Genomic DNA, 25,693 nt, shown 5'->3' on the forward strand with positions numbered 1-25,693 from the left:
TGTTAGCTCTGCTCGTCGATGAGACCAGCGTCGCGGAGCGCGATGACAAAAGCACTGGCATCGGCGCGGGCGCGCTCGGCATCGATCGCGTAGGCCTGCTGCAAAGCGTCGCTGAGTTCGACCAGGCTGGCATGATTGTCGCGCAGGTGTTGCCAGAGCAACACGCCCTGAGCGTTGAGGCCGAAGCAGCGATCGCCCTCCAGATCGAGGATTACGATCTGATCATCGATCGCCTCCACTACAAGATCGGCGCGCGCAATAAAACGCTGGGTATCGGTCAGGGTCATGGACGTGTGGCTCCAGAAGCATACGAGGACGCGGGGTCGGGGTGCCCGGGGGAAAGCCGTCCCCCTTCCATCCAGAAGACGTGCTCGGGGTTAAGGCCGGCCGGTACGCGGTGGCCCAGATAAATCAACGTAAGGCCGCGAGCGCGAAGCGCTTGGAAGATGCGCGCATTGAGCGATTCCTCAAGATCGGTGGCCATTTGATCAATGATCACCAGGTCGGGATGGCGCAAGAGCGCGCGGGCCAGCGCCACCCGCTTTTTCTGCCCGCCGGAGAGCTGCGCGCCGCGTTCTCCCACGCTGAGTTCCAGTCCCTCGGGATGAGAGGCGACCATCTCAGCGAGCCCGGAGACCTCTAAAACATCGCCGAGATGCGCCCCGGCAACGTCACGCTCCGCGGCGCTCAACCCTATCAACAGATTGTCGTGCAGGCTGCCATCAAACAAAAAGATCTCTTGCCCGACGTACCCCACACGCCGCCGCAGCTCCTTTGACGGCCACTGTCTGGCGTCGATCCCCTGGAGGGACACGCGCCCGCTCCGCGGCTCAAACAGGTTAAGGAGAAGCCTACCAGTGGTGCTCTTTCCCGCCCCGGAAGGCCCGAGAATTGCCGCGGCCTCACCGGGCGCCACGCTCAGGCTCAACGCTTCGAGCACCTGCGGGGCCTGGCCCGGAGCCTCATCCCCACTCGCCGGGGGCGTTCCGTAGCCAAAGGCCAGGTCTTCGACCTCGACGCCGATCGCGCCGGGCGCTGGCAAGCGAGCTTTTTCGGGGGGATGGACTCGCTCATCGACCGCGAGTAGCGCGTCCACCCGCTCGGCGGCCGCACGGGCCCCATGCCAGCTGTAGAGAATACCCGGCACACCACGAAGTGGTCCCAGACAACGGCTGATATAGAAGTAAAAGACCACCAACGTGCCCACGCTGAGCGTGTCGTTGATGACGAACTGCCCGCCGATGACCAGCGTGGCGAGCAGCACCAGCGAAAGCGCCAGATCGACCGCGGGCCCCAAACGGGCGCGGTGGTGGGCGAGTTCGAGTTCGGCATCCTTGAGCGCGGTGCCGGCGTGCCGAACGCGGGTAGCGAAGACCTTGCCGGCGCCCAGCGCCTGGATATCAGCGATGCCCCCCAGCCCCTCATGAAGTGCGCTGTGCAGCGCCGAGAGGCGCTCCAAACGCAGGCGACTCATCGGGCGCACGCGATTGCGGAAGGTCGCCAGCAGCAACCACCCCAGGGGAAGCGGGAGCGCGGCCAGAAAGGCCAGCCGAGGGTCGAGCCACCAGATGATGATCCCGGTGCCTCCTACGCCCACCAGCAGCGAGATGAGCGCCGGCAGGGCCGAGATCGCCAGCTGTTTGATCTGATAGGTATCGCCATAGATCCGGTTGACCAGATCTCCGGTACGCTGGCGGGCCAGGTAACTCAGCGAGAGGCTCTGCACGTGGCCAAAGACGTCGTCTCGCGCGCGCTGCCAGCAGTCTTCGGCTGCGCGGGTTGCCAGCCACTGGCCGGCGTAGCGAGTGAGGGCCCCCAGGACGTAGAGAACCAGCCCCCCGAGTCCGATGACCCAGAGCAGATCGGCATCGCGTCCGGCGATCCCCTCATCGATGGCGAGCTTGATAAGGTAAGGAGTGGCCAGGCCAATCAGCTGGGCCACCACCAGGGCCGCGGCTGCCAGGACAAGGCGTCGCGGTTGAAAATAACGGAGCAGTGCTGAGGGCAATGCTCCCTCCGGTAAGCGATGTGACGAGGTGAACTCAAGGAGTGACGAACTCAGGGGTCGCCAAACCCGGTACCTTCGCCGGCGCCGTCATTTCCCGGACCGCTGAACCCACGAATCAGCGCACGCAGCTGTCCCAGGTTTTCGAGGCGCGGCGGCTGGTAGTCCGGGGAGGACTCCACCTCCGACGGACCTTCGTGCACCTTCGGGGTTGTAGCGCTGGCGTCGCTACTTTTCTGTGTCATACAAGTGGTCATCAAAGTGCTCTCACGACGCCCCCCTGACGTCTTGAACGCACGCCAGTAGAGCTTTATCCATGCCCCGATTCCGAAGAATTGGGGCGAGATTCCGGGGCCGATAGTGTCTTAAGTGCCGGGTGATGTCAAATCGTCGTCCAGCGCCCGGACGTTGGCCAGCCAGGCTTCAAACGAGGTCGCGTAGCGTGCGATCGCGGCTTCATAAGGGCGGTCAGCCGGAGCGCCAGCGCGGAGCCAGGCTCGCGTACGACGAAGGTGTTCTGCGGACACCGGTGAGATGGCTGCCGGCGCCTCGGCTAACGTGCCTACGCCACCGGGGCCGAAGAGGCGCAGCATTCCCTGAGCGACAACCTCATCAAAGAGCCCGGACTTGGGTGCGAAGGTCACACAGTCCGGGGCGCGATGATGGAGAATCTGACGCAGGTTTGCTTTGGGTCCCGCGCCCCAGCGTAGTTCCAGCGGCGTTCTGGCGAGCATCTCCTTCCAGAGTTCCCGCTCTAAAAAGGGGAAGGCCAGGCGCACTCCGGTACTGCGGCGATAACGCTCAAAGGCCCGCATCGACGCCTCCCACTTCCAGCCTTCAATCACCTGATGACGGGGGTCCTCGGCCGGGCGGCAGCAGGCGCGCCACAGGGGCAAAAGCCCGACGCGCGAGCCCAGTATCCGAACGCTCTCGCGCAGATCACGTCGCGCGAACGCACCGCCGAGCATCCTGCGCAATTCGGCGACGCTGGCCCGGCCCGCGGCCAATTCCAGGTAGTGCGGCCAGGCGCTAAAAAGGAGCTGATCGGCACCAAATCCAAACACTAGCGTACGCGCATGCTCCGACGCCTGACCACGGATCTCCCGGAAGAAATGGCGCATGTAGGGCGCCTCCCAGATCAACACGGGCCCCCAGTCCTCCACATCAGGGTTGGCGCTCTGCGGCGTCCAGAGGTCGGGATCGCCAATGTCCACGTAGCGATGCCGGGTGCGCCACCGCTGAACCATCGCCTCGATACCGCCACGCTCATCAAATCCCGGATGTCGGGCAGATACCATCGAGGCGCTGCGCACCGCCGAGCTCCGACCGTCCCGGGCAAGCGCGACCAGCGTGCTGGAATCCAGCCCGCCGCTGAGCGTGTAAACAAGACCGGGCTCCCGCTCCACAGCCCGACAAGACCGCGCCAGGAGCTGGGCAAATCGCTCGGAATCCGGCGACTGCGGCGCGCGCTTCGCGCGCTCAACTGCGCCGTCGCGCCAGGGCCGGGCGACACTCCGCCAACTTCCCGCTCGCCAGCGCCGCTCCTCACCGGGGAAGATCCGCTCGACCCCGGGCCAGAAGTCCTCGCGCAGAGGCGCGTCGTTGGCCGAGGCAAAGGTCTCCCAGCTCCAAAGCACCCGGGAGGGCTCGCGCCAGGGGTGCAAAAGCGCCGGGCGCGTGCTCACCGCGGGCCCGGCGCCCCTCCCACCCGACGCCCCCCTCTCGACCGCCACCACCAGCGGCACCCGACCGAACATATCCCGACGCACGCTCAGCTCGCCGCGGTGCGCATCCCAGCGCAGGGCAACGGCCGCCCCGAGCTCTCCCAGACGCTCCAGCCCTCGCCCGCGCTGCACCCGGGCCAGCAATTCGTGCAGGCGCTCCAGACGTCGCGCGCGGGCGAGCTGCGGATCGAGAAGCGCTTCCACCGTGGTCGGTGGGCCGAAGATGCAGAACCATCCGCCGGGGGGCTTCTCAGCCACCACCGCAATCTGGTAGAAAGCCCCGCCGCATTGTGCCAGCGACAGGGTGTCAGTCGCGGATCGAAGCACCAGATCCCCTCCCGCGCCCACCCACCCCTGTGGCTCCCCTTCAAGGGGTTTCAATGTCATGCAACGATCTGAGCTGCACATCATCTGCTGCCTGCTCAACGGGTAAAACCACGGATTTGCACCGCATTTAAAGTCGCATTACTGTTCCGACCGCCAGGCCCCAGGGCTTGCTTGTTCCGGCTGCCCCGGCCCTGGCGTTTTGATGCTAAATGAACGCCTTTAGCCCTTCCTGCGCATCCCGCAGCCTCCGTTGGGCGTTCAAACCATGGACGATCGCAATGACACAGTATGGGAACTCTCGTATCACGGCTGACGCCCCGATGGGGCGATGGCGTGGATTCGCCTGTATCATGGTCGCGCTTACTCTGAGCGCGTGCAGCGGAGGTGATGACGATGTCACCGCATCGGCGCCGGCCTCGCTCAGCGTGAGCAAGCCGGAGCTTAAGCCCCCGGTCGACACGACGTCGAGCATCTTTAAGACAGCGGCCAGCCCGGCCGAGCTCGCCGCGGCCTGGCCTCAGGGCTTTGACCGCCACGCCGACCGCCTGGAGGCCACGGTCCTGGCGCTGGGCAACGTGGACATCGGCGCCGACGGCGCCGTGACGATCTCGCCAACCCCTGCGCTCCTGGCAAGTGGTAAGTCCCTGGAGCAGGACTGGAGCTACTCCTTTGAGTTGGCCCGGGCCGGTCGCGTCAACGCCATGGAAAAACCCGGCCCGGTGGAGGCTCACCTTCAAGAGGCCTCCCGGGCGCACCTCGATTATGCCGGCGGCCTGCGGGTGACCCTGGAGCACCGCTCCACCGGGCTCAAGCTCTTCACCACGCTTGCGGAGCGTCCGGAGGGTCAGGGGCCCCTGCGCGTAGATTTCGCCCATCGCGGGCCGATCAAAACGGCCATCAACGCCAAAGAGCAGCTCGAAGTCTGGCACCGCGACCAGGTGGTCTTCCACTGGTCGGGCGTGGTCGCTTACGACGCCAACAAGCGCCCGGTTCCGGTGAGCCTGCATACCGATGCCGACGGGTTCTGGTTTGAGGTCGACGATAGCAAAGCGGCGTATCCGCTGACGATCGACCCCCTGGCGAGCCAGCCGCTCTGGGAGGGCTCCTCCACCCAGCCCGGCTCCAAGTTTGCCGACAGCATCAGCCACCCCGGTGATGTCAACGGCGACGGCGTGGCCGACATTGCCGTCAGCCAACACGACTATTCGGTGAGTCACAACCTGCAGGGGCGTGCGCTGGTCTACCTGGGCAACGCCAACGGCTTTGGAAACACCGCCGGGTTTGTGGTCGTCGGAGACGAGCCCAACGAGCAGCTCAGCATCGGACTCTCGATCAGCGGCGATGCTAACGAGGACGGCTGCGACGAACTCGTGGTCGGCTCGCCGGGTTACAACGGCGGCTTCGGACGCGTGCTGATGTACCGCCCCTTTGAGTGCGCCTCCGGCGCGCTCAACCCCTCACCGCTGGTCTGGTCCCGAGAGTCGCCGACTTTGGCCGGCCTGGGTCGTTCGCTGAGCGTGGGCGACTACGACTGCAACGGTCAGGATGATTTGCTGGTGGGCGCTCCCAGCCAGGCCGCTACCGATGGCGGGATCACGTACTTCGTGGCCGGCGAGATTCAGATCTATCACCACGATGCCACCAGCGGCACCTACGAGTCGGCACCGGGCTTTAGCTACCAGGAAAACACTCAGGGACTCGCGCTGGGGTGGACCGTTCAGACCCTTCCCGATACCCGTGGCTCCTCCTCAACCTGCGACAGCTTCGCGGTGGGTACGCCCTATCCCTCGGGTTTCACCGGCGCGGTGTTCATCTTTGACCACGACGCCGGCAACGCCATCGCCCTGCCCCCCGCTCGCCTCGACGGCCCGAATAGCGGCAGCAGCTTCGGGGTCAGCCTCGATACCATGCCCAGCCCCACCGGCACCCGGATCAACGGACGTCGCATCGACGCCCTGGTCGTCGGTGCCGGCGGAGGCGGAGGCGGCTTCGGCTCGGTCTCGATCTATGAGTGGGACACCGCCAGCAGCGCCTACCAGCAGGTCTGGACGGTCAACGCTCCGCACGCCGGCGCACGTTTTGGTCAGCGCATCGCCGCCAACGGTGACTTCAATAACGATGGCCACCGCGACCTGGCCGTGGGCGCCTACAACCTGAGAAACGAAGCCGGGATCGCCGAGGGCGGCGTGCTGGTCTACCTGGGCTCGTCCTCCGGACTGCAGAATACGCCCGACTGGACGCTCCTCTCGGGGCAGGCCGGCTCCGAATTCGGCATCTCGGTGCGCGCGATCCCCGACCTGACCGGCGATGGCAGCGACGAGCTATTGGTGGGCGCCCGCTCCTACGACGGCCTGATCACCAACGGTGGACAGCTCTTCTTGTACCCGGGCCGCGCCAACTGCTTCATCGGCGGGACCTATTACTCCGCCGGTGATTTCAACCCGAATAATACCTGTGAGGTCTGCGACCCCAACCAGTCCACCGCGGACTGGTCGTCGGCCCCCGACGGGATGGTCTGTGGCGATGAGTCCGACTCCTGCACCATCGCCACCTGCCAGGCCGGTCAGTGCACCGGCTCGCAGGTCGACTGCAACGACGGCAACCCCTGCACCCAGGACAGCTGCGATCCGACCAACGGCTGCGTCAACGAAAGCGCGCCGATGGACGGAACCACCTGTGAAGACGACGGCCTGAGCTGCACCAGCAACGTCTGCGAGGACGGCGCCTGCACCCATCCGGTGACCCAGGGCTGCCTGATTCAGGAGAGCTGCTACCCGGCCGGCGCCACCAACCCCTCGGCGGATTGCTTTGTATGCGACCCCGCCCAGTCGACCACCGACTGGAGCCCGAAGGCCGCCGGCACCGCCTGCGACAACGATCTCTTCTGCACGATCAACGACACCTGCAACGCGGTGGGCCAGTGTGAAGCCGGCACCCCGCGGGAATGCGACGCGGTGCAGTGCTACGGCGGTGTGGTCTGCTCCAACGCCGCGCGCGCCTGCGTGCCCACGCAGCCCGAAACCGGCACCGCCTGCGACGACGGCGATCTCTGCACCACCGGCGACATCTGCCAGGCGGGCAGCTGTATGCCGGGCGACGCCCCCGACTGCAGCGCCGAAGGCAGCGCCTGCGCGACGGGCGTATGCAACCCGCAAACGGGAGCCTGTGAGAGCGAGCCCCTGGCCGATGGAAGCAGCTGTGACACCGGCAACGTGTGCACCACCGGCGTCTGCACCGACGGCGTCTGCCAGGAGTCGGCGCCCGAGACCTGTGACGACGGCAACCCCTGCACCGTCGGCAGCTGCGACCCGGTGGAAGGTTGCGTCTACGATCCGGCGCCGGCCGATGGCGCGATCTGCCAGGCCGCGTACTGCGCGTCGGAGTCGGAGGCGGTCCTGGCCAGCACCTGCGAGAACGCCGAGTGCACCATGCCGACCATCGTCGACTGCGCGCCCTTTGCCTGTGCCGAAGGCGCCTGCCTGACCACCTGCGACGATGACGAGCAGTGCGCTGGCGAGGCCTACTGCACCGAGGCTGGCGAGTGCTCCACCGAGAACCGCGCGCCCCAGGCCGACGCCGGCACCGAGCAGGTGGTGGGCTCCGGCGCCGAGGTCACCCTGGACGGGACCGCCAGCGCCGATCCCGACAACGATCCGCTGACCTTCACCTGGACCCAGATCGAGGGCGACACCGTCACCCTGGACGACGCCACCTCGGCCGCCCCGATCTTCGTGGCGCCGGTGCTGGAGCCCGGTGAGGAGCTCACCCTGCGCTTTGAGCTGGTGGTGAGCGACGGCGACCTGGACAGCCTCCCCGATGAGACGGTGGTCACGGTGACCAACGACGAGAACCGCCCGCCGGTGGCGATCATCGAAGGGCCCTCCGAGGCGTTTGCTGGCGAGTCAATCGAGCTCAGCGGCGATGCCTCCGAAGATCCCGATGGCGACACACTGGTCCGCTATCAGTGGAGCCTGGTCGATGGTCAGCCCTTCCCGACCATCTCGCAGACCGATCGGGAGAGCGCGGTCAACGTGACCTTCCCCGAGACGCTCACTGAGACGACGACCTACCGCTTCGGGCTGATCGTCAGCGATGGCATGGCCAACAGCCCCCGCGCGGTGCACGAGGTGGTGGTCGAGCCGCTGGACGGACCGGTGGAGCCCGGTCCCGACGCCGGCGACACCGGAACCATGCCGGACGGTGGCGACTGGGACGACGCCGGCGGGGACGACGCCGGCCCCAACGCGATGCGCGGCACGCTGAGCGGTTCGGGCTGCGCGTGCAGCTCCACCTCTCAGCAGGGAGACCCGGGCTTCTTCCTCTTTGCCGGCCTCCTGGGGCTGATGTGGTGGCGTCGTCGCGACGCCAGGAGCTAAACGATGCTCAGGTCGCATCCCTGGTACATCCCGGGTCTGATGCTTGCAGCCGGCGCGCTCAGCGCGCCGGGCTGCGGCCCTGAGCCGCGCGCGAATCAGGCGCTCACCGGTCAGGAGCAAGCCCAGGTCACCGTGTACAACCGCACCCACGAGGTCGTGCAGCTCCAGCTGCAGCGCGTGAGCTCCGAGCTGGCCGTCGACTGCGCGTTTGTGCGCGAGGCTCCGCAGCGCTTTTTGCGTGAGGAGCACCTCACCCCCCCCGGCACCGATCGCCTCTACTCCGGCCAGGAGCTGAGGCTCTACACCTACGGGAGCCAGCTCAACCCGAACCGGGGCTGCAATCTCAACGTGGCGCGCGTCGACGACGCGCGCATCGAGGACGTGGTGATCAGCTGGTCGCCGGGGCTCCCCTTCAAGAGCTTCTTCCCCGACGTGGACGCCCCGGCCGATGTCCCCACCGGCCCGCACACAGTGGTGCTCAGTGCGGACTACAGCCAGACGTCCCCCGACCAGATGCGCCCCTGGCGCGATCGGCCCTGCAATGGCGAACTCAGCACCTGCTCGGAAGAAGAGCAGCGCCAGGCGCTGACCCTGCCCGCCGGCGCCGAATACTCCTGGGAGGTCGAGGGCACCGAGCCCACGGTTCGCCCCTGGGGCCAGAGCACCTCGATCACCGAGATGCCCTCGGGCTCGGAGAGCGATCAGGGGAGCTGTTCCACGGGGATCACTCGCCAGGAACTGAGCTGGTCGACTCCCCCCACCGCCGGCGCCTGGCAGGTGGTGGAGGTCGCGCACGACGCCGACACCACCTGTGCACAGGTGAGCCTGAGCAACGACCAGGCGCAGGAGCAGACCTGGTCGGTCTGCGGAAGCAACCGCCTGATCAGCCGCCTGACGCCGGCGAGTGACTTAAACCCGGTGATCCTGCAGTTCTTTTTTGAGCTGGGGAGCTCGGGAACCCCAAACATGGTGAACTACGAGAACCTCTCGGTGGACATTCGCCGGGAGGATCTGGAGGGCAACCCGCTGGAGGTCGAGACCATCGATCTGGTGCGCGGCCGCCAGGTGCCCTCGCACCTGGGCCTGGAGATCGAGCCCCGGCTCAGCGAAGGGTGCCCGGCCCTGAGGGAGAGCGAGAGCTGCCTGCATGTCAGCGCCCCCCTCTCTCTGGAGATCACCACGAGCACCGGCCCCCTGATCCTGATCCCGGGAGAGACCGTCGCTCCGGCCAACGCCAGTCCGCGGCGTCTGGAGCTGGTGCGCGGGCTGCACCGTGCGGTGGTCGACACGGCCTGTGATGGGATGCAGTCCCAACTCGACCCGCCCCCGCTGGGCCCCTATCTGGAGCTGGTCTACTACTCGGGCGTCACCACGCTGAATCCCTGAGTCAAAAGCTCCCCGAGTGGGGGATCTGGGTTATCCAGATCCCCCACTTACGCCGTCGACCACGCGTTCTGCACACGCAGAGCCCCCACTTACGCCGTCGACCACGCGTTCTGCACACGCAGAGCCCCCACTTACGCCTCCGACCACGCGTTCTGCACGCGCAGAGCCCCCACTTCAGCCGTCGACCACGCGTTCTGCACACGCAGAGCCCCCACTTCAGCCGTCGACCACGCGTTCTGCACACGCAGAGCCCCCACTTCAGCCGTCGACCACGCGTTCTGCACACGCAGAGCCCCCACTTACGCCGTCGACCGCGCGTTCTGCACGCGCAGAGCCCCCACTTACGCCTCCGCGCCCCCCCTTCTCAGCCCTTCAGTCCGGTCACTTCGTGCCCCCGCGCGCGTGGCCAGGGGCGAGTAGCGGGCTCATCCCCACATCAGGGCCGTGCCCCAGGTCAGTCCGCTGCCAAAGGCGGCCATGATCACCGGGTCGCCGGGCTTCACCGTCCCCTGGCGACGCGCCAGATCGAGGGCCATCGGGATGCTCCCGGCGGTGGTGTTGCCCCACTGCTCAATGGTGTGCATCACGCGGGCCTCGGGGATGGCGGCGCGCTGCGCGACCAGCTCGTTGATCCGCCGGTTGGACTGATGGGCCACCAGCACCACCTGCGCCGGATCGAGCTGATGGGAGGCGATGATGGCGCTGACCTTCTCGCTCAAAAGCTCCACCGCCCGGCGAAAGACCGGTCGGCCGTCCATCTGCGCAAAATGACGACCGGCCTCCAGATCTTCGACGGTGATGCTGGGGTGGGCCGCCGCCCCGGGGCGGTCGCAGTAGAGCAGGCGCGCGCCGCGGCCGTCGGCGCCGAGTTCCACCGGCTCCAGCGCGCCCCGGCCCCGGGACTCCTCGGTGCGGGCCTCGACCACCACGGCCCCGGCCCCGTCGCCAAAGAGCAGGGAGACGTTTCGCCCCCGCGGGCTCATATCGAGCCCGGTGGAGTGCACCTCGCTGCCCACCACCAGCACCCGGCGGTACATCCCGCTGAGCACCCAGGCCTGAGCCACCGAGAGCGCGTAGAGAAAGCCCGAACACTGGTTGCGCACGTCGATCGCCGGGATGGGGGCCACCCCGAGCGCCTCCTGCAGGAGTACCCCGTTGCCGGGAAAGACCATGTCCGGGGAGAGCGTGGCAAAGACGATGGCGTCGAGCTCCGTGGGCGCCACCCCCGCATCGGCCAGCGCCGCCCGGGAGGCCTCCAGCGCCAGCGAGGTGTTGGACTCGCCAGGGCCAATAAAATAGCGGGTGTGAATGCCGGTGCGCGTGACCATCCACTCATGGGAGGAGCCCAGCTGACTGGCGAGTTCGGCGTTGGTGACCTGACGAGCGGGGAGCGCGCGGCCGGTGCCACTGATGCGCGCGCCTGAGACAAGGGAGCTCATGGTACGTCGATCCTCAAAAGCGGGGGCTTGCCCCGGAGTCCTGTGCAATGCGAGTTTAGCCGGACGGGCTCCGCGCGCCACCCTTTCCAAGCGACGGAGCGCCCCCGACCCTAACTGCCATCGCCGGTCGCTGCCACCGCCGGCTGAGCACCGCCCCTCCACGCTGGAGTCGTGCATGAGTGAAGAGCCCATCGATCTGGTCTACCACGTGGCCGTGGAACGCCCCCGCGAAGGCGTGATCGGGCGCACGCTGGCCTTTGCCGGCCGCCGCCCGGTGATCGCCGGCCTGACCTGCGGGGCGCTGGTGGTGCTCATCGCCGTGACCCGCGCCTATCGGGGCGTGGCCAACGAACCGATGGCCGCGCTCACGCTCTCGTTTAGCGTGATCGCGACCTGGACGGTGCTCTTTGTAGTGATGCGCAATTTCTTTAAGGCCCAGTCGATGCGGGTGGTCAGCGTGGCTCGCCGCATCACCTGGAAGGACGACGAGCTGGTCTGGAGTGAGCAGGGCCAGGAGCGCCTACGCCTGCGCTCGCCAGTGGCCGAGATCCTGACCACGGAGCTGCCGCTTAAGACTCCCACCCGCACCACGCTACCCTGGCCGGTGTGGCTGGTGCTCCGCGATGCGCAGGATGCGGAGCGGCGTCTGGTGCTGGAGTCCAAGGTCGACGCCTCGCAGCTGCGCGACACGCCGCGGGCCACCCCGGAGTTGCTCGCGCAGACCGACGAGACGCTCCCCACGCTGATGATGTCCCCCCTGCTCGTCCGAGCCCGCGCACAAAAGGCCGGCAGCTAAGCGCCCCGGCCCCCTACGGCCTTCAGGGCGCCCCGCAGCACTCTTCGAAGGCCCGGGTGAGCACCTCGAAGAGCCCCTCCCACTGCTCATCGGTGACGCCAAAGGGCGGCGAGAGCGCCAGGACATGGCCGTGCTGCCCGGAGGGGAGGAGGAGGTAGCCCTGATCGCGGCAGATGCCGACCAGCGCCAGCCCCAGCGCGCCGTCAGGCGCGCGGGTCTCGGCGTCGGTGATCAGCTCCAGCCCCAGCATCAGCCCGCGCCCCCGGACCAGCCCGATGCGCTCGGGCCAGCGCCGGGCCAGCTCCTGCAGACGCCCGCGAATCTCGACGCCCCGGCGCGCCACGCGCGCCGGCCAGTCCTCTTCGACCAGCACATCGAGCACCGCCTCAGCCATCGCGCAGCCCAGGGGGTTGCCCAGAAAGGTCGAGGTATGCACCGATTCGCCGGCGGAGTTGCCCCAGGAGTCCATGACCTCCTGGCGGCCGATCGCCGCCGAGAGCGGGAAGCCCCCTCCCAGCGCCTTGCCCACGCAGAGGATGTCGGGGATCACGCCCTCATGCTCACAGGCAAACATCGTCCCGGTACGCCCGAAGCCGGTGTAGATCTCATCGAATATGAGCAGGAGGCCGAATTCATCGCAGAGCGCGCGCAGCCCGGCCAGAAAGCCCGGCGGCGGCTCGATTTCGCCGCCGCGCCCCTGCAGGGGCTCAATGAGGATGGCCCCGATGGTCTCGGCGCCGGTGGCCGGACCGCTGAGCAGAGCCCGCAGGTGCGCCAGGGTCGTCTGGCTCACCTGCTCTGGCGAGGTGCCAGGCGCCAGCCCGAAGGGCGGGCGGTAGGTGTCGGGGTAAGGCACATGGGTGACCCAGGGGTTGAGCTGGGCCATGAAGGGGCGGCGGAAGTTATCGCGGTAGGCCGTGACGCTGAGCGCCCCGTAGCTCAACCCGTGGTAGCCGCCCCAGAAGGCCAACACGCCCGGGCGGCCGGTGTGCACCGCGGCGGTTTTGAGCGCGGCCTCAATGGCGCTGGCTCCGGAGAGCCCGAGGATCGCGTGCGTGAGTTCGGCCGGGGCCACCTCGGCCAGCTTGCGGGTGAAGCGGATCTTGGCCTCGCTGGGGTAGACGTCGCCCATGGCGTGGATCAGCTCCTGGGACTGACGCTGCGCAGCCTCGACCACCCGGGGGTGGGTATGCCCGATGCCGGCCACGGCAAAGGCACCGGTGAAATCGACGTAGACGTTGCCATCGACGTCTTCGACGTTGGCCCCCTTCGCGCGTTTCCAGACGATGGGGTCCTGCCCCACCCCGGTCTCGGCGGCGCGCCGAGCCCGGCGCGCGGTGATCGCCGGGCATTCCGAGCGGGCCAGCTCATCGACCAACGCCACCGAACGAGGTCCGGGAACCTCGGTTTTGATCGCGGGAAGAGAAGTACCTGTCAGCATTACGCGCCTCCCTGATAGGCGAGCATAAGAAAGGGGACCAGACGGGTCTGCCCCATAAAGCGGGTAAGGATGAGCGAGGTCTGGGCGGCGAAGCCGCCTTTCAAAAAGGTGGTGCCCATGCCCAGATTCATCGGCCCCAACACGTCGAGGCCGGCGCGGAGTTCGCCCTGGCGGAAGGCGGCGAGTTCGTCTTGATAGAGGGGGTTGCGGATGAAGAAGTCGTCGAGTTCCATGAAGGAGCCGGTGCCCGCGCCGGTGAAGGCCTCGATGTTGAACACCATCCAGTCGACCGGGTAGACGCTCAGCCCGGCAAAGAGCGCGCCCCAGTGCCCGCCGGCGGGCACCTCCCAGGTGCGGGACTGGCCGGCCACCAGGCAATCGCCCCGGCCGTAGTCGTAGCGGGTCTGGCAGGCGGATTCGTCGAGCTCCAGATATCCCAGCGCGGCGACGACGTTGAGTGCGCCCCCCAGCGAGACCACGCTGTGGTCATTGAGGGGGAGGTCGGCCACCACCTCCAGCCCCAGGCTCAGGTCGTGGGTGCCCGGATCGTAACCACTGCGGCGGTGGCGCAGCGAGGGGCCCCAGGTCAGCGAGGCGCGTGGCGAATCCAAGACGCGGAAGCGCGCCCCGGCGCCCACGTAGTACTGATCCAGGCCAGGCCAGGTGGAGCTGATCCGCAACTCGGTGGCGTCGGTGGGGCTGTAGTAGAGGCGGTGCTCGACCAGGGCCACGGTGCGGTAGGCCCACTGGCCCCGGGGCACCAGCGCGGCGGTGGGCCAGAGGATGGTGCGACCGGCCAGGGCGTTGGTCTGAGCGCGCGCGTCGACGCGCCCCACGCTCTGATTCAGCGGGTTGAAGCGCGCGTCATCGGGCAGGGGCTGCTCGCCAAATCCCATGTCCTGCGGGAAGGTTTTGAGGCGCGGGCCCTCGTCGGCGGTGGCCACACCCGCCCCGAAGAGGAGGGAGGCACATAGCATCAGGGAGAGCGCGCAGCGCCGGTAGCCTGTGGTCATCATCGGCATCCTGAGGTGGGAGGCGGCCGCCAGGTATCAGAGAGGATTCCATCCATTGGGAGCGCCGCACTTTGGGCCCGGCGCAAGCTGGCCTATACTGGCGACGATTACCCCGGGAGGCAACGCCCTCCAGAGACTCGCCAGGAGAAGTCAGGATGTACCAGATCGTCATCATGGATAAAAACGCCGAGATCGCCGTGGAGCGCGCCCGCTCCAATCACACGTTGCGCGTGCCCTCCAGGGGCGAGCACATTCTGGTGAAGTGGTCTGGCGAGACGAAGATCTGCGAGGTGGAAGACGTCTGGACCCACCTGAACCTCGACCAGGACTCGCCCTACCAGGGAGCAGTGCAGGTGCTGGTGCGCTGGTCGCGCGGGATGGAGCCGGGGCTCTACGTCAAGAGCATGGCCCGGCGCTAAGGCGCTTTAGCGGATCCACGTGAAGGCCCGGCCCTTCAGGTTCCCCCCCACGGGCTCAGACCACGGGCCCGGCTGGCGAGGTGGGCCGGGCAAAGGCCTGGCGGTGGCGGCGCACGAGGTCGCTCTTAAAGTGCTCCACCAGGTCTTCGGAGGCCACCTGGGCCCGAACCCGCACGCGCATCGGCTCGCCAGGACCGCCAGCGTTCACCAGGAAGACCTCGGGGCCCTGGCGAGGGGAGATATAAGGGGTGAGCGAGGCCAGCCTCTGGACGCGCTCCAGCGCGCGCTCCACCGGCAGCGCTTCGGGGAGCTCCAGCTCGATCTCGCAGCGGGCCTGCCCCCCGGCCGGGTGGCGGGTCAGGGGCCTGGCGAGCACCTCGGCCAGGGGAATCTCGTGCAGGGTTCCCTCGGCATCGCGCAGCTGCATGGCCCGCACGCCCAGCCCGACGACCTCGCCACGGAGCTCCCCCAACGAGATGACGTCACCGACGTGGAGACGCGCCTCGCCAGCGATGACCATCCCGGCCAGCACACTGCGCAGCAGGGTGCTGGCGGCGACGAAGAGGCCCACAAGCATGACCAGGAGCAGCGCCAGCGTGGTGGTGAAGCCCTGACGCGCGAGCACCGTGACGATCACCAGGAGCGTCAGGGCCCAGACGCCGACCTGCGCGGCCGGCAACCAGCGCAGCACCCGGGGGTCGGGCCCGGCGGTGGCCAGACGGCGCAGCCCGAGGCTCACCAGAGTCGCCGCGAGCACCAGGAGCAGGAACGCGGGCCAGGAGGTCGAAGGTGCCCCCCAGGCCACGAGTTCGGCGGGGGCAGGCGGTGCAGGGTTCACGTCATCCTCTCAGATCAGGTTCTGCCCGCGCAGCTCCGCGGCCACCGGGGCGCAGGCCGGGGCGCGCAGTCGGAGTTCATCGGGGCGGTCGAGCAGGGTTTCCACAAAGCCCTCGCGACGCAGCGCTTCGAGCTCGACGCGTAACCCATCGACGGAGCGCCCCAGCACGCGGTGGGCCTGAGGCACACTGAGGCTGCCGTGGGTGAGGAGCGCCGCCAGGAGCAGGCGTTGGGAGAGGGGGCGCTCCTGGAGCACGTCGAGGCGCCGGACATCGAAGGGGCACACGAGCACGCGGGCATCGTTGAGGGGATCGGGGCGCACCGCGCGCAGCCAGCGCAGCAGCGCGGCCTCGGGGTTGTGGCGGCTGTGCTCGGCCAGCGCCTCGAAGAACTCGCGGCGCGCGCTCTCCTGACCGGGGGTGCGCCATTGCAGGCGCACCAGACGCTCCAGACGGCCGCGCGGCGGGCTTTCAAAGTGCAGGTCAAACCCGCTGACGCGATGGCGAGCCATGATCATCGCCTCGAGCCAGCCCGAATCACTGGCCGGAAGCTCCGCACGCGCGGTGAGCGCGCGCTCCAGATCCAGATGGGCGCAAAGAAACTCGGCGCTCGCCAGCTCCATCAAAAGCACCCAGAAGATCGGGCCGGCGCTCTGCTGCACCATCTCAAAGAAGGCGCGGGCGCGCTCCATCCCCTCTTCGGTCCGCAAGAAGACGTGCTCGCAGGCCTCCAGGACCACGACGTGCCGGCCGGAGAGCGCTCCCCGCAGGTGTTCTCCGAGCCCGGCGAAGTCGGTGGGAGCGGTGCCCTCAAGCTCGAACGCCTCGTAGAGCGCCTGGCAGATGGCGGCCTCGTCGCGCGGGAACGAGCCCAGGTTGAGGGTTTTCAGGTGAAGTTCGCCGGGCTCGGGCATCAGGGCGTAGAGACGCGCGGGAAAGAGGTGGCGCACCAGGCTGCGCTTGCCGCTGCCCCGGGGGCCGCTGACCAGCGCGACCTCGGGAGCGCCCCGGGCCCAGCGCTCGGCGGATGCCAGCAGGTCGTGCTCGACCTGGCTGCGCTCGCAGTAGAAGTCCGGGATATCGAGGGGGTTGGGCACGAAGAGGCGACGATAGACCGCCGGCGCCCGGGAGAAGGCTACCTCCTGGTCGGCCAGGAGCGCCCGGCGGCGCTGATGGGCGTCGGCAGGTTTATGGGGGGCGCCGAGCAGACGATTCCATTCGTCTCGCAGCTCGTGGGCGCCCTGCCCCACCCGGGCGCGCAGCACCCGGTACCAGCGAAGCGCCGGGGCCAGGAGTTCGCTGGCCAGCGACTCCCCGCGGGCGACAAACGAAGCGGCCCCCTGGCGCGCGAGTTCGCGCTGCATCTCGGTCAGGCGGCGCTCCTCGATGGGGCTCAATGCCCGGTCGATCAGGCGGTCCCACTCCACCAGGAACCAGCGGATCAGCTCCTGCTCATCGCGCTCGGCCTGCTCCCGAGCCTTCGTAAGCGCGCGAAGCGCGCGCTCCACCCCCTGGCGCCCGGCCTCCGCCGGGCCCGGGGAGGCGGCCGACGCCCCCGGCCCGGGGGCTCCCGTGAGGGTCGGGCCAGACGCGGCGCGACGGGAGGTGACCAGGTGAAACTCCAAAAGCTGTTCCACGCCGGCCAACGCGACCTGTCGCGCCTCAATGCAGCGCGCGGCGCGTTCGTTGAAGTCGACCACCCGCAGGGCGACCTCGCGACCAACCTGGGAGCTGATCCAGTGGCGTAAGGGCAGCTCATAATGGGGCGCGTTGGCTGCCAGAGTGCGTTGAGGGTCGGCGCTGAGCACGGCCAGGCTCACCGGAAGGCGCTCGATGCGGGCCTCGACCAGCTCGCTGAGCTCGCGGGTGTCGCGGCCCTGGCGGGCGCGGGCCAGCAGGTGCTCCTGAGCGCGGCGCGCCCCCAGCAGGGGCGGTCGGAGTTCGCGGGTGTAGTGCTCTTCCCAGCTCACCGAGGAGGCGGCGTCTTCGGTCTTGAGCGCCTGATCGCGGCTCTCTTCGAGCGCCTCTTCCAGGCGCTCAAGCTGGGCGTGCCAGCCCCCTCCCAGGGCGCGCCGCGCGGCGCGTTCGGCGCGCACCCGGTAGCCCTGCGACCACTGCACAAAGCTGGAGACGTGGTGATCCAGGCGCACCCAGGCGCGGTAACCCCGGGTGATGGTTTCCAGGCGACGCAGGCGCTCGCGCAGGCGCACCGTGGCGCGCCGCGCAGCGTCAAAACGCGAGGAGGGACGGTAGCGCAACGCGGGCAACTCGGAGGTGCCCGCGCGCGCCGCCCCCTGGACAAAGGCGCCGTACACATGCGCCAGACTCTGACCAAAGCCCTTCAGGCTCACCTCCGCGCACCGGCGCGTCTGGTGGGCGAGTTCGGCGTGGCGCTCGGCAAACACCTCTTCGAAGAGGTTCAGCGCGTGGGCCGAGGTCTCCGATGCCCGGGTCTGAGGCGCCTCAGTGTCGGACTCGGCGGGCTCCAGGCCGCGGGCCAGGTCCTCTAAAAAGGTGTCGACGCTGCGCAGATGCGCCCAGATCGCCCGCCAGAGCGCTTCGTACTGCCCGGCCACCGCCGGCGTGACCTCCAGGAGCTGCACAGGCAGCGAGAGTTCGACGTAGTAGCGCCACAGCCGCCCCACGGGCACGGTGCGGTAGCCGGCACCGAAGATCTTGCGGCGCACCCGGCGCCCGGCCTTCACCACGCGCAGCACTCGGCCGTCGGTGGGACGGACGACCTCCAGCTCGCGCTCACGCTCAATACGATAGAGGCTCTGCCGATCTTCCATGGCGTGCAGGGCGTCGAAAAAGCCCTCCAGCGCCCGGGCGTTCAGGGGCGTGCCCTCGACGCTGAGCACGCGCTCATAGACCTGGTGCACCCGCTCGCCATGGGCGCGCTGCACACCCCGCAGCGCTTCCAGGGCATGTTCGCTCGCCAGTTCCCCGGGTGGATCGTCGATGCTTTGCTGCCAGCGCTGCAAGTCCTGGAGGAGGTGATCCACCACGGCCTCAAACTCGATGAGGGCGTCGATGAGGCCGTCGCGTTGGGCGCGCACCGGCCCCTGAAAGGTGGCCTCGGCGCGGTCGAGGAGCGCGCGGCGCAGGTCGTCGATATGACCGCGCAGCCAGGCGTCGTCGAACTCGGGAGGCGGCAGGCACTCCACGAGTTCGATGGGCTCCAGCAGCTCAAACTCCTCAAGGCCCAGCACCCGCTCTTCGCGCAGACCGCGGGCAGGCCTGGTTTCGCCGGCGCGATCCAGCGCCACTTTGAGCGCAATGGGCCCCACCGTCAGGTACACGATGACCGTGGCCATGATCACGCTCTGGAAGGTCGGCCCCCACGGCGGGAAATTCACCGCCACGACCCCGGCCAGCACCAGGACCACGGCGTCCTGCGCCAGCAGCGCGCCGGGCATGTAGGCCAGGCCCGGCCGCGTATCGATGGCCCGGGCACAGGCGCGGCGCGTGGCCAGCATCAAGGCCCCCAGACGAGCGGCGATCAGGACCAGCACCAGGGGCAGGTAGCTCAAGGCAGCCTGAAGGTCGAAGCCGGCGGCCACCGTGGCGAAGTAGACCACAAAGACGGGCAGCGCCACCTGCTCCAGGGCCCGCACCATAGCGCGACCGCCGGCGGTGGCGTTCTGCACAAAGAAGCCCGCGACCAGAAAGACCAGCGTGGGCTCGGCCTCCAGGCGAAGCGCCCCCAGATAGGTTAAAAAAATCGCCAGGATCATAAAGATCAGCACTTCGCGGCGCACCAGGCGCACCCAGCTGGCCACGGCCACGCCCAACGCGATGCCCAGTCCCAGCGAGAGCACGAGTTCCAGCCCCAGCCTGGGCAGCACTCCGGCCAGACCGCCGGTGGTCAGCGGACCGGGGACCACGGCCACCCGGGCGCCGGCCAGCAGCACGGCAAAGAGCCCGAAGAGCAGAAACTCCCCGACAATCACCACACTGAGCGTGGCGGTGCTCAGGGGGCCCCGGGCGCGCAGGTCCTGGATAAGCGCGATCGTGGTGCTCGGACTCAGCCCGAAGGCCAGCACCCCGAAAAAGAGCGCGATCATCACGCGGGTGGCCCGCGGCTCGGTGGCCAAGAGCGCCAGCGCGTCGGGGAACACCTCCAGGGCCAACAATGCCGCCAGCGTGGTGAGTGGGATGACCGTCACCAGCACCGCGCCGGTAACCCGGGCGACCAGCCGCCCCTGCGCCCCCAGCTCCGAGAGGCGCACTTTACCCCCGGCGAGCATCCCGATGAGACCGACCACCAGGATCTGAACGCCTCCCAGGTCGGTGATGACCTCGGGAGTGATGAGGGTCAGGGGCTCAAAGCCCGGCCAGAGCTCGGCCAGGCCGGACCCCAGCACGATCCCTGTGCCGATGTACCCCAGCAATGCCGGCAACCCCAGGCGCCTCAAGAGCTCTCCGGCGACGTAGGCCAGCAGAAGCATCAGGCCGATGGCTACCAGCTCCTCGGCGGGCAGCCAGGGGCCTCCCAACGTGCCCGGGAGCATCGATCCCACCACCAGCAGGGCCACCACGATGAAGAGCGTCAGCAGATGGCGCATCACCCCTCCTCCTGCCAGCTTCCCCAGGGCGAGTGCGCGCGGCCCTGAGCATCGACGTCGGAGATATCAATGAGCCACCCCCGGGTAAACACGTAGGCCAAAAGGTCGGAGAGCAGCAGGGCCAGCACCAGCGCCGAGGCGATCAGCGGGAGGTCGGGGAGCCCGGCAAAGGAGCTGACGACATCGATCACGATCACCGCCCCCAGTGCCCCCGGCGCCCAGAGGGCGCGATGGGTCCCGGACTCCACGCGGAGACCGCTGAGCCGGGGGCGGTAACTGATCACGCCCAGCGCTCGCCCCAGAAAGCGAAGCCCCACAAAGGCCAGGGCCGCCCCCCAGACAAAGCTCGACGCGCCGCCTTCCCACAGCGTCCCGGCAAAGAAGAAGGCCAGCACATAGAGGGGGCCCCGCAGCGACTCCAGCGCGTGGGAGATGCGCAGGGACTCTGAGCTCATCGCGGCCATCACCGCCCCGGCCACCGCATTGACGACCACCACCGAGAGGCCGGAGTAGTAGGCGATCGCGCTCAAGGTTAGCCCCACGCCCAGTACCAGAGTGAGCAGATGATCGTCAGCGTTGCGCTCCTGGAGCAGCGCGCCGGCGATGACGCCCGGGATGCCCCCCAGGGCCAGGTGGAGCCCGGCCGCGATCAGGGGTTGCCAGATGTCGCCAACGCCCGGGTCGACGGGCGTGAACACGCAGAAGAGCAGCAAGAGCGCCAGGAGCGCGGCCAGCGTGCAGACCCGGGCCAGGGCCAGGGCCCGGTCCAGCGGAGGCGCATCGCCGCCGACCCGCCCGGCCAGTGCGCGTAAACAGGAGGGGTCAGCCACCATCGCCAGCACGCCCAGCGAGGAGATGCCCACCGCCCACCCCGGCCAGATGCTCCCGGGAGAGACCTGTTTAAGTACCAGCAAGGGCAAAGCGATGCTCAGCGCCGCCGTGAAGGCGGAGACCAGCACCCCGGCCTTGAGCGCCTCACCGCCGAGCGCGGCCAGGCGTGAGGCGCGCAGTCCCAGCCCGAGTTCCAGGGACACCGCCCCGGCGGTGAGCACCATCAAAGGCTCCAGCGCCGCGCCGCTGGCCGGATCAATGACCCCGGTCAGCGGTACCAGCACCAGCCCCAGGCCCCCGTAAAACGCCCCGCCGATAAGCCCCGACGCGCGCACCCACCGGGTGCGAGTGAGGTACGAGAGCGCGAAGGCCGCGGCCAGCACCGCCAGCGCCACCATCACCGGCCGCACGGAGCCCTGGCTGAGCACCGGCGCAAACACCCCTTGAGCCGCATGGGCAAACCCCGCCCCGACCAGCACCATCAGGAGCGCGAAGGCTCCCACCATGTATTTCCATCGCATCCGCATGGCGTCCTTCCCTCCCCGGGCGGGGAGCGCCAGCCCCTAAGGGCTCATTCAAAACATCATCGCTGCGAAAATACACCGGGCCCTGCGAAGTGTTCCCACTGACTTCACTTTGGAGACGCCGCGCTGGAGCGTCTGCGCCCCCTGGGTCTGACCTGCTCCGTGGGCCGCCCCGGGACTTGCGTTATGGACCACCGTGCGCCGATTCAGGTGGCCGGGCCGCGGTCGACGATCTCGCTGAGGATGGATTGATGGAAGAACTTCTCCACCACTTTGAAACGCCCTTCTCCGACCCGGTGCTGATCTTTGCCGTGGTCATGATGATGTTGCTGGTGGCGCCGCTGGCGGTCCAAAAACTCAAGCTCCCCGAGATCATTGGCCTGCTCCTGGCCGGCGTGATCGTGGGCCCCAACGCCCTGGGGCTGCTGGAGCGCGATGCGACCTTTCAGCTCCTGGGCACGGTGGGCCTGCTCTACATCATGTTCACCGCCGGGCTGGAGATCGATCTTAACCGCTTTGCCAAGTATCGAAACCACAGCCTGGTCTTTGGCTTCATTACCTTTCTGGTGCCTCAAACTCTGGGAACGCTGGCCGGGATGTACATTCTGGGGCTCGACTTCATGGTGGCGATCCTGCTCGCCAGCATGTTTGCCTCCCACACCCTGCTGGCCTACCCGGTGATCAGCCGGCTGGGGATGAGCAAATCCAACGCGGTCACAGCCACGGTGGGCGGCACCGTGATCACCGACACCGCCGCGCTCCTGGTGCTGGCGGTTGTGATGGGCTCCACCCGGGGCTCGCTGGACATGAGCTTCTGGCTGACGCTGATCATCGGGTTGAGCGTCTACATCTTCCTGGTCTTTTGGAGCATCCCGCGGGTGGGGCGCTGGTTCTTTCGCCGCGTCGGCAGCCAGGGGGTGCTGGAGTACGTCTTTGTGCTGGCGGTGGTGTTTCTGGCGGCCTTTCTGGCGGAGCTGGCCGGGGTGGAGGCCATCATCGGAGCCTTTATGGCCGGGCTTGCGCTCAATCGCCTCGTGCCGGAATCCAGCACCCTGATGAACCGGATTGAGTTTGTGGGCAACGCGCTCTTTGTGCCCTTTTTCCTCATCTCGGTCGGGATGCTGGTCGACGTGCGCGTGCTCTTTAGCGGCGCCGACGCGCTGGTGGTGGCCGCCACGATGGTGGGCGCGGCGTTGAGCTCGAAGTGGCTGGCCGCGATGCTCACCCGCAAGATTCTGGGCTACAGCGCCGATGAAGGCATGGTGATCTTCGGGCTCTCGGCGGCCCAGGCCGCGGCCACCCTGGCGGTGGTGCTGGTGGCCTTCGACGTGGGGCTCTTTGATGAGTCGGTGCTCAACGGCACCATCGTCATGATCGCGGTGACCTGCTTTGTCTCTCCCCTGGTGACCGAGCGCTACGGGCGGCGCATGGCGCTGACGCAGGAGCGAGAGGGGCCCGGCGAAGAGGAGGCGCCACAGCGCTTCGCAGTCCCGATGGCCTATGCGGCCAACGCCCAGGCTCTGCTCGACTTTACCTTTCTGGTGCGGGAGCACGGCTCCGAAGAGCCGGTCTTCCCCCTGTCGGTGGTGCCCGAAGACGGCGACACCGCGCAGACGGTGGCCACCGCCGAGCGCATGCTCTCGGCGGCCGTGGTGCACGGCGCCTCGGCCGAGGTCCCGGTGGTACCGGTCACGCGCCTGGCGCATAACCCGGCCTCGGGCATCGCCCGGGCGGTGCTGGAGCGCCGCGTCTCGGACATCGTCGTCGGCTGGCGCGGCCCCTCCGAGGATCGCCGGGCCCCGCTGGGGCGCGTGACCGAAGAGCTGATCGCACAGACCGAACAGCAGGTCTTTGTCTGCCACCTCACCCAGCCGATCAACACCGTGGGGCGCGTGATCATCGTCTTCCCTCCCCTCATCGAGTACCACCCGGGCTACACCCGGGCGATCCGCGACCTCAAACGCCTGACCAACGCCACCGGCGCCCTGCTGACCGGGCTCTGCCTCAAAGATGAGATGCGCCGCATCCGTTCGCGCTTCGATAGCCTGAAGCCCGAGATCGCCTCTTCTTTTGTGGGCTTCAACACCATGGAAGATCTGGTGCAGACCCTGGAGCGCCGTGTCGAAGACAACGATCTCCTGGTCTTTCTGAGCGCGCGGCGCGGCACCCTGCCCTGGTCCCCCGAGTTGGAGTCCCTCCCCACTCGCCTGGGCAGCCTGGCGAGCTACTCCAGCTGCTTTGTGATCCTCTCTGACATCGACATCGCCAACCTTCCCCTGCCCCGGGAAGAGGGATTGGCCGAGGCATTTAAAGCGCGCCGGGTGCTCACCGAGATGCCCCAAAACGGCGAGCGTGAGATCGTCGACGCGCTCCTCAAAAGCCATTTCGATGACGACGCTCCCGCGCGGCGCCAGGTCGTGCTCGACGCCCTGCTACGCGACGATCCCGGGTTCTCTCGGGAGCTGGCCGACGGGGTGATGTTGCTCAACGCACGCAGCGAGGAGGTGCAGCGCCCGCTGGTGTTTGTGGGCTGCTCCCCAGAAGGGTTTGCCACCGAGGCCCACCCGGGCGCGCGCGTCCACCTTGTGATCGTTGCGCTGAGTCCGGAGGAGGCTGACCTTCAAGAGCACCTGGAGCGCTTCTCCAAGCTGGGCCAGTTGGCCACCCGGGTGCTCGACCCGGCCGCGCTGGCCGCGCTGGACTCTCCAAACGAAGTGCTCGAAGAGCTCAAGCGCCTGATTCGTTCCCCTCAAGCCACCTTCCCTGATGTGCGCGCCGCCCCCCAGACCTCGTAGGGACCGGTCTGAGTCGCCGAGGGTCGTCGTCCACAGCAGCGAGAAGAAATGATGCCTAGAAGCGCCCGCTCAGCGCCAGGCTCCCCGGCCCCACGTGGAACGCCAGTCCGGGCTCATCGCCCGCATAGCTAACGAGCATCCAGCCAACTCCCAGCGCAGTCGCTCCCACGCCCACGCCCAGGAGCACCCACTGCGCGGTCTCATAGCTCTCGCCACGGCGCAGCAGGTCATTGTAGCGAGCCGGTGAAATGTCGCCCTGCGCGATTTCGGCGGCGATATCGTCTTCAACCCCGCGCATCAACCCGACCATCAGCCCGGCGCCCCCCAGGGCCACCACCCCGACTCCCAACGAGGAGTACGCCCCCAGCAGAGAGCGCTGACGAGCGGGCACCGGAGGCGCCACCATCGCCGTGCTCGCCGGTGCCGAGGAGGCCACAGCGATCGCAGGGTCGGTGCTGGCCGCCTCCTCCCGAGGCGCCGGGGTCTCGCTGGCAAGCGCTGCCGGAACCTCGATGCTCACCGGCTCACCAACCTTCAACTCCACCTCACGGGTGTAGGGCAGCGCGCCCTCGCGATGAATCTCCACCTGGTAGGTGCCGGGCGGAAGCGTGTCACGCTCCACCAGGCCCCGGCCCACCATCACGCCGTCGATGCGAATTTCGTCGGCGGACGCCGCAGCGCGAATGCTCAGGCGCGTGCGCTCATCAGGGGTCAGCTCGGCAAACACGCGCTCCACCTGCTGGCGGAATCGCAGCACCGGATCGTCGGCGGCCAGGCGACGCTCCACCTGCACCGGCCCCTTATCGCCGTCGCGATCAAAGATCGAAACGCTCAACCTGAACGCGTCGCCCTCTCGCCGCACATGGCCCGAGATCAACACCCGGGCTTCGACAAAATCGGCAATCTGGCTGAGGCACTCGGTGGTCTCCGGCTCACATCCGACCACCACGGCGACTTCGGCGCGTTGAAGGGGCGTGGCGCTGACCAGGGCATAGCGCGGATGCTGCAGCGCCTGGTCGCGCAACACCGCGCTCAGATCACTCAAGAAGGCCGCGTCCAGATCGGCGCCCTCCACCTCAAACACCACGGCCTCCAGCGCTACCGAGGGTTGGGCCTGGGCCGTGACACTCCCGAGCAACATAGCAGCAAGTAGTAGCGTCCCCTGCATCAGAGCAAAGCGACTCATAGGATAACTCCTTATCATCTCAACCGC

The 25,693-nt window shown here is 68.1% G+C and carries 16 protein-coding genes; 5 read left to right on the plus strand and 11 right to left on the minus strand.

From position 1 onward, the window contains the following. Positions 1 to 2: 2 nt before the first annotated feature. The 4 genes from DL240_RS02225 to DL240_RS02240 form a co-directional block, all read right to left on the minus strand. Positions 3 to 287 (minus strand): PqqD family protein, encoded by a 285-nt coding sequence (locus DL240_RS02225; protein WP_111728223.1) that lies wholly within the window; start codon positions 285 to 287, stop codon positions 3 to 5. Further along, the gene (locus tag DL240_RS02230; protein ID WP_111728224.1) at positions 284 to 2,008 is read right to left on the minus strand and encodes an ABC transporter ATP-binding protein; all 1,725 of its coding nucleotides are present in this window, start codon (positions 2,006 to 2,008) and stop codon (positions 284 to 286) included. The genes DL240_RS02225 and DL240_RS02230 overlap by 4 nt, the downstream gene beginning before the upstream one ends. A 50-nt stretch (positions 2,009 to 2,058) precedes the next feature. Next, the gene (locus tag DL240_RS02235) at positions 2,059 to 2,250 is read right to left on the minus strand and encodes a hypothetical protein (RefSeq protein ID WP_111728225.1); all 192 of its coding nucleotides are present in this window, start codon (positions 2,248 to 2,250) and stop codon (positions 2,059 to 2,061) included. A gap of 120 nt (positions 2,251 to 2,370) precedes the next feature. After that, positions 2,371 to 4,116, minus strand: a complete 1,746-nt coding sequence (locus DL240_RS02240; RefSeq protein WP_158542295.1) for an asparagine synthase-related protein — start codon at positions 4,114 to 4,116, stop codon at positions 2,371 to 2,373. A gap of 290 nt (positions 4,117 to 4,406) precedes the next feature. On the opposite strand from DL240_RS02240, the gene DL240_RS02245 reads away from it, so the two are divergent. Continuing rightward, entirely contained in the window at positions 4,407 to 8,432 is a 4,026-nt protein-coding gene (locus DL240_RS02245) for a PKD domain-containing protein (protein WP_111728227.1), read from the plus strand. Positions 8,433 to 8,435: 3 nt separating this feature from the next. Then, positions 8,436 to 9,818, plus strand: a complete 1,383-nt coding sequence (locus DL240_RS02250; protein ID WP_111728228.1) for a hypothetical protein — start codon at positions 8,436 to 8,438, stop codon at positions 9,816 to 9,818. Positions 9,819 to 10,243: 425 nt separating this feature from the next. Here the strand turns inward: DL240_RS02250 and DL240_RS02255 are convergent, their stop codons facing one another. Beyond that, complete coding sequence (locus DL240_RS02255; RefSeq protein WP_158542296.1) at positions 10,244 to 11,257, minus strand: 3-oxoacyl-ACP synthase III family protein; 1,014 nt, start codon at positions 11,255 to 11,257, stop codon at positions 10,244 to 10,246. Positions 11,258 to 11,432: 175 nt separating this feature from the next. Between DL240_RS02255 and DL240_RS02260 the strand changes: the two genes are divergently transcribed. Beyond that, entirely contained in the window at positions 11,433 to 12,053 is a 621-nt protein-coding gene (locus tag DL240_RS02260) for a hypothetical protein (protein WP_111728230.1), read from the plus strand. Between the two features lie 22 nt (positions 12,054 to 12,075). Here the strand turns inward: DL240_RS02260 and DL240_RS02265 are convergent, their stop codons facing one another. Next, positions 12,076 to 13,494, minus strand: a complete 1,419-nt coding sequence (locus DL240_RS02265) for an aspartate aminotransferase family protein (RefSeq protein WP_111728231.1) — start codon at positions 13,492 to 13,494, stop codon at positions 12,076 to 12,078. Beyond that, positions 13,494 to 14,507: a hypothetical protein gene (locus DL240_RS02270; RefSeq protein WP_111728232.1), complete on the minus strand. Its 1,014-nt coding sequence runs from the start codon at positions 14,505 to 14,507 to the stop codon at positions 13,494 to 13,496. The genes DL240_RS02265 and DL240_RS02270 overlap by 1 nt, the downstream gene beginning before the upstream one ends. Before the next feature lie 155 nt (positions 14,508 to 14,662). On the opposite strand from DL240_RS02270, the gene DL240_RS02275 reads away from it, so the two are divergent. Then, entirely contained in the window at positions 14,663 to 14,926 is a 264-nt protein-coding gene (locus DL240_RS02275) for a hypothetical protein (RefSeq protein WP_111728233.1), read from the plus strand. A gap of 55 nt (positions 14,927 to 14,981) precedes the next feature. On the opposite strand, the gene DL240_RS02280 is transcribed toward DL240_RS02275, so the two are convergent. From DL240_RS02280 to DL240_RS02290, 3 genes are read right to left on the minus strand one after another with little or no spacing between them, the layout of a single operon-like run. Next, positions 14,982 to 15,764, minus strand: coding sequence for a mechanosensitive ion channel family protein (locus tag DL240_RS02280; protein WP_111728234.1), 783 nt, complete (start codon positions 15,762 to 15,764; stop codon positions 14,982 to 14,984). 9 nt (positions 15,765 to 15,773) lie between these two features. Next, entirely contained in the window at positions 15,774 to 20,330 is a 4,557-nt protein-coding gene (locus tag DL240_RS02285; RefSeq protein ID WP_111728235.1) for a cation:proton antiporter, read from the minus strand. Next, on the minus strand, positions 20,330 to 21,688 hold the full coding sequence (locus DL240_RS02290) for a hypothetical protein (RefSeq protein WP_146618054.1): 1,359 nt from the start codon (positions 21,686 to 21,688) through the stop codon (positions 20,330 to 20,332). The genes DL240_RS02285 and DL240_RS02290 overlap by 1 nt, the downstream gene beginning before the upstream one ends. Positions 21,689 to 21,936: 248 nt before the next feature. Between DL240_RS02290 and DL240_RS02295 the strand changes: the two genes are divergently transcribed. Next, complete coding sequence (locus tag DL240_RS02295) at positions 21,937 to 24,480, plus strand: cation:proton antiporter domain-containing protein (protein ID WP_111728237.1); 2,544 nt, start codon at positions 21,937 to 21,939, stop codon at positions 24,478 to 24,480. A 55-nt stretch (positions 24,481 to 24,535) separates the two neighbouring features. Here DL240_RS02295 and DL240_RS02300 read toward each other — a convergent pair whose 3' ends face one another. Further along, positions 24,536 to 25,666, minus strand: a complete 1,131-nt coding sequence (locus DL240_RS02300) for a PEGA domain-containing protein (protein WP_158542297.1) — start codon at positions 25,664 to 25,666, stop codon at positions 24,536 to 24,538. Between the last annotated feature and the right edge of the window lie 27 nt (positions 25,667 to 25,693).

This window comes from Lujinxingia litoralis, assembly GCF_003260125.1.
Classification (GTDB): domain Bacteria; phylum Myxococcota_A; class Bradymonadia; order Bradymonadales; family Bradymonadaceae; genus Lujinxingia; species Lujinxingia litoralis.